Origin of the sequence: Vibrio sp. YT-17 (genome assembly GCF_033337375.1) — a bacterium.
In the GTDB taxonomy this organism is placed as follows: Bacteria; Pseudomonadota; Gammaproteobacteria; order Enterobacterales; family Vibrionaceae; genus Vibrio; species Vibrio alginolyticus.
In genome coordinates, this window is sequence record NZ_JAWOQP010000050.1 from 1 (window position 1) to 4096 (window position 4096).

The 4096-nt window shown below is 40.3% G+C and carries 3 protein-coding genes; 2 read left to right on the forward strand and 1 reads right to left on the reverse strand.

Translation table 11 applies throughout. From position 1 onward, the window contains the following. Positions 1-704: 704 nt before the first annotated feature. On the reverse strand, positions 705-1466 hold the full coding sequence (mobC, locus tag R7F67_RS23710) for a MobC family replication-relaxation protein (protein WP_025789262.1): 762 nt from the start codon (positions 1464-1466) through the stop codon (positions 705-707). 1277 nt (positions 1467-2743) lie between these two features. Between mobC and R7F67_RS23715 the strand changes: the two genes are divergently transcribed. Beyond that, on the forward strand, positions 2744-3751 hold the full coding sequence (locus R7F67_RS23715) for a hypothetical protein (RefSeq protein WP_025789264.1): 1008 nt from the start codon (positions 2744-2746) through the stop codon (positions 3749-3751). Continuing rightward, a partial coding sequence (locus R7F67_RS23720; protein WP_318057406.1) for a hypothetical protein occupies positions 3741-4096 on the forward strand: 356 nt, incomplete at its 3' end. The genes R7F67_RS23715 and R7F67_RS23720, both read left to right, overlap by 11 nt.

A 4096-nucleotide genomic window follows, 5' to 3' on the forward strand; every position in this document is an offset into this window, starting at 1 on the left:
GGGGTTGTTTTTGGAACGATTGGAAAAGATGCAATAAAGAAACACCTTGTTGATAGTGGTTACTTTTTAATTACTACAGAAAAGATAAGAACATCATTTTATATATCTCTTGATAAAGATATATACCATAGGGCTGATTAAACAAAAATTTGAGAAGAGTATGCAACAAAGATCTTTGCATTGATCATTGAGATCTAACGATTTTAGGATTAATCTCTATCCCCAGATGTGAAAAAACCACTCTTGCCGGAGTGGTTTTTTCGGAATACTCACAAATGATGACCAAATCGTTGTGTAAGTCCTTCCATGATAGACCATATCAAGTAAGCACTTCAAGAGTATTTCTGCACTCTGTTTGGAATCAAGATGTTTTGGACAGAACGACGCGCATCACTCACCGACCAAGGGATGTTCCAAAGGTGAGAGGTAAAGGCACTAATCAGAACTAAGCGTAAAGCTCGATAACACCGCCCCTTGTAGCTGCTAGAGGGGACAAGCGGAAAAGGAATAACTGATTAGTGTTGTGTGACTGGAACGGGGGCGAAAGCTTTACACACAGCGCAGGGCAGCCCGAAAGGGTAAGAGACAAAACTCCACGGAAAGCGACCATAGATGATACCCAAATCACTCAAGTTTAGAGTTGAAATGGGTAGGGGTCGGCGCAGCCGAAAGGGCTGATTTGGGGAGTCTTGCGACAACCTTATTCACCGCTTTTGGTCTCTTGTTTCTTGTAAGGTCTTTACCTCTTCTAATGTGAAGATTCGGTAAAGGTTTGAACGATAATACTCGAATGGGTGCTTCGATTCTTTGAACCTTATGTATTCAATTTTGTTGAAGTGGTTCTCTAACAGCTTTTTCATTTCGTTACTCTCAACGATGAAAAAGACTGCATGCCAGTACCCCTCTTTTTTTGCCTGTATGTGCTCTTTAAAAATGGTCCTGTAGCGTGATGGCGTTTGAATTGTTTGCATCAGTTCGAGTGCAATCTTTGCTCCCGAAGGACTTTTCACCAAGCCATCCGGTTTGTGTGCTACCTGATATTTTTTGCGTACATCTTCATGCTTACCATTTTCCCAATCACGCCATCCATTTTTTTGTAGCTGGAGCTGCACAAACTGTACTTTCATTTTATGTTCTGCATTCTTGGCCGTGACTCGGTACGGTACAAAACTCTTCTCTCTGCCATTACTTTTCTGTTGGTTTTGCGCAAGGCCTAAGTCGGTCACTCCCCACAATGCAAGCTTCCCTCTTGGCGTTTTTAGTTCGTACTTTTTGATGAGGTCTAAGCCTTTTAGTTTTGCCAGTAAACGATCGAGAGGCTGCCTTTTTTGATAATTCAAAAGCACCATTAAGTTGGTGATTGTGGAGTACGTTTCTTGTATTAAAAATTGTATGACGCATTGCATGTTGTCTGCATTTCGTTGGTAACGTTCGGTTTTATCTTGGATCAGATATTGTGTGTTCATCGGCCTCTGCCATCGGTGTCTATCATCGGGGGAGTATAGCACCCGACCGCAGACACCGATGAAATCCAAACAATAACAAGAAGTTTCGCCAAAGGGCGAATATTGAAAAAGCGTGCTTTTTCAATGAATTAGAATGTAAATCTTCGGGGCTGGACGCCCCTACAATTCAAATTCTAATTTAAAGCAAAATCCGCCTCGCTCCGCGAGACCAAGCCCCTATAGAGCGTGAAAAATGTCGCCCTTTTTGGACAAGTCCAAAGAGTCTCGTTTTTACATCGTTATACGGACTTGGTCTCGCCTGCTCAACGGATTTTGGGGCAAGCCCCCAAACCAAAACGCAGTTTGGGAACTGCTCGCCTTTTCGTTCGGGAACGGGCGTTTGGTTCGGCTCCCCCTGTCGAGAAAAAGGTTCGGGGGCTCACCTGTTTTCTCGATGCTACGTTGGACACTTCGCATTTTTTTCTGACTAGCAATTGAACCCCGCAAGGGGGCGCTTGGGCGATTGAGCCAGAAAAAAACATGGCTCACTAACTCACTTTGTTTCGCTGTTCGAACTGTCGCCTCGCGCTGCTCGTTGCCGGTTCGTTTGTCTTGGTAAAAACGCTTCGCTTAGTTTCACCAGGACAAACAAACTAAGCAGTTATGTTGTAACTCAAGGTTCAGTGTTAATTCGTTGATAGGCGCTTTTTGAGTACTTCCTAATCCTAATGCGAGCAATATTATGGTCATGTAACGTTTTTTGAAGTTCATGCTTTTCGTCCTTTCTTTTCGTAAATCTCGACACAAGTTAGCGTGTTTCATTTTTCTCTATGATCTTAAGATCTCACGCTGTTAGTTTGCTGTCATTTGAGCCAAGTTTTGAAGTAACAAGAGTTACTCTTTGGTTCAGTGAATGTGAGTTTAATTCGAATGATTGTTGTGACGCGGCAAATGACCGTTTGTGCGGTTTGAGCCAACTAGGCATTTTTATTTTTGGATAATGATAGATGCCTAGTTGCAGGTTGAACATGTGAAAAACGAGCATTTCAGAGGTGTTTCTGAGTGAGTTTAGAAGTTAGTTAGATTGCTATGTAAATCGCTCTCAAAGTGTCACAAACTTTCAAATGTTTTTTGGTGGGTAATGTGCCGGATTTCAGTCTGAAATCGTGCCTAGAGCGTTTGAGGGGCTTCTAAGTGGTGTTTTTGATAGTGAAGTTGCCTATTTAACATATGACCAATATTACGCACCTTTAAGTGTCGTTATGATGTCATCACGTTAATTGAGGTTAGGTGAACTGATGCCACACAATTTTTTGGATAGAAAGAAAAAACCGTTGAGTTCTTCTGGTGGAGGTTATAAGCCACTCCATGAAGAAGAGTCATTAAGAAAACCGCAAGCTCGAGAAGAAACAGTAAGGGAGCGAGCTGCCCGCCAACGTCGAGAGCGTCAAGCTGAATTGACGTATACCCAAGAAGATTACGCTCGTTGGGAAAAAAATCGTGTGCGTGCTACTGCAGAACGTAACGCGGCAGCGTTACAGGCCTACGATCTAACAGAGCCAGAATGGAACAAAGATCTACAAGACGATTTGAAAGAATACTTAGAAGGTAGACATACACAAGTTTGTATTTTCTCTGTTGATGATGCCGCAAAGTGTGCGATGAATATCTGGCATCAAAAAAATGAAGAAGGGGAAACGATTGGAAGTGAAACTCTGAAACTATTAGATGACATTCATTCAAAAATAGATATGGGCATAGGTATTATTACTGCGGCAAAAATATCAAAAGCTTTAGGTGGCTTTGGTATTACAGTTAAACAATATATTGATGCTCAGGGAATAGAACGAGTAATAATATCCAGTCTCTGGAATGACCCTAAGAAGTATTATGCTGTTGTTAATGGATTAAATATCAAAAAAAATTATCCATATAGAATTACAAACCCTACAATTAAGCAGTTGGGTGTTTTAGCTGAAGATACATTAAATGGATTTAAGAAAGGGGCTGTTTTAAGTTTAATTATATCGGCAACAATCAATACTAATGAATTGATGTTTAATGATGATTATCATTTAGTTGATTGGTGCGGTAGTATGGGAAGTGATTTGTTTAAGCTTTTAGCCACTGGTGCAGTTGTCGGTGGGATTATTTGCTTGACGGTCGCTCTTGGAGTTGCCATTCCTATGGTGGTTGGTGCGATGGTTTGGGTTGGTGTTGATGTAATTATTTCTAATATTTGGGATGAAAACAAGATAGAAGAAAACATAATAAATGGCTTAAAAGAGGCCACAAATGCTAAATAGAATTCTGATTTTTTTAGGAGTCCCTCTTGTATTAATCGGGATGCCTTTCTTATTATTTGATGCGATAAGCCCAATACTGGATGTTTATATATATCATCCAGAATCTATAGCGTTAACCTCCGTTTTTTCTATAGTTCCTTTTTTATCATGGTTTTGGTTTTTAAGTATAATAGGGTTTGTTTGTATTTGTTTTAATAAGCGTCCTGAATTACCTAAAGAGTGGAGTAAATATTTAGGAACTTACATTCCTTGTTTTCTATTTGTCATTGGGGTTGTTTTTGGAACGATTGGAAAAGATGCAATAAAGAAACACCTTGTTGATAGTGGTTACTTTTTAATTACTAC

What these genes read in the sequence shown, in the direction of transcription:
- mobC (WP_025789262.1), bottom strand. Translation starts at nt 1,466, where the DNA reads ATGAACACACAATATCTGATCCAAGATAAAACCGAACGTTACCAACGA.
- R7F67_RS23715 (WP_025789264.1), top strand. Translation starts at nt 2,744, where the DNA reads ATGCCACACAATTTTTTGGATAGAAAGAAAAAACCGTTGAGTTCTTCT.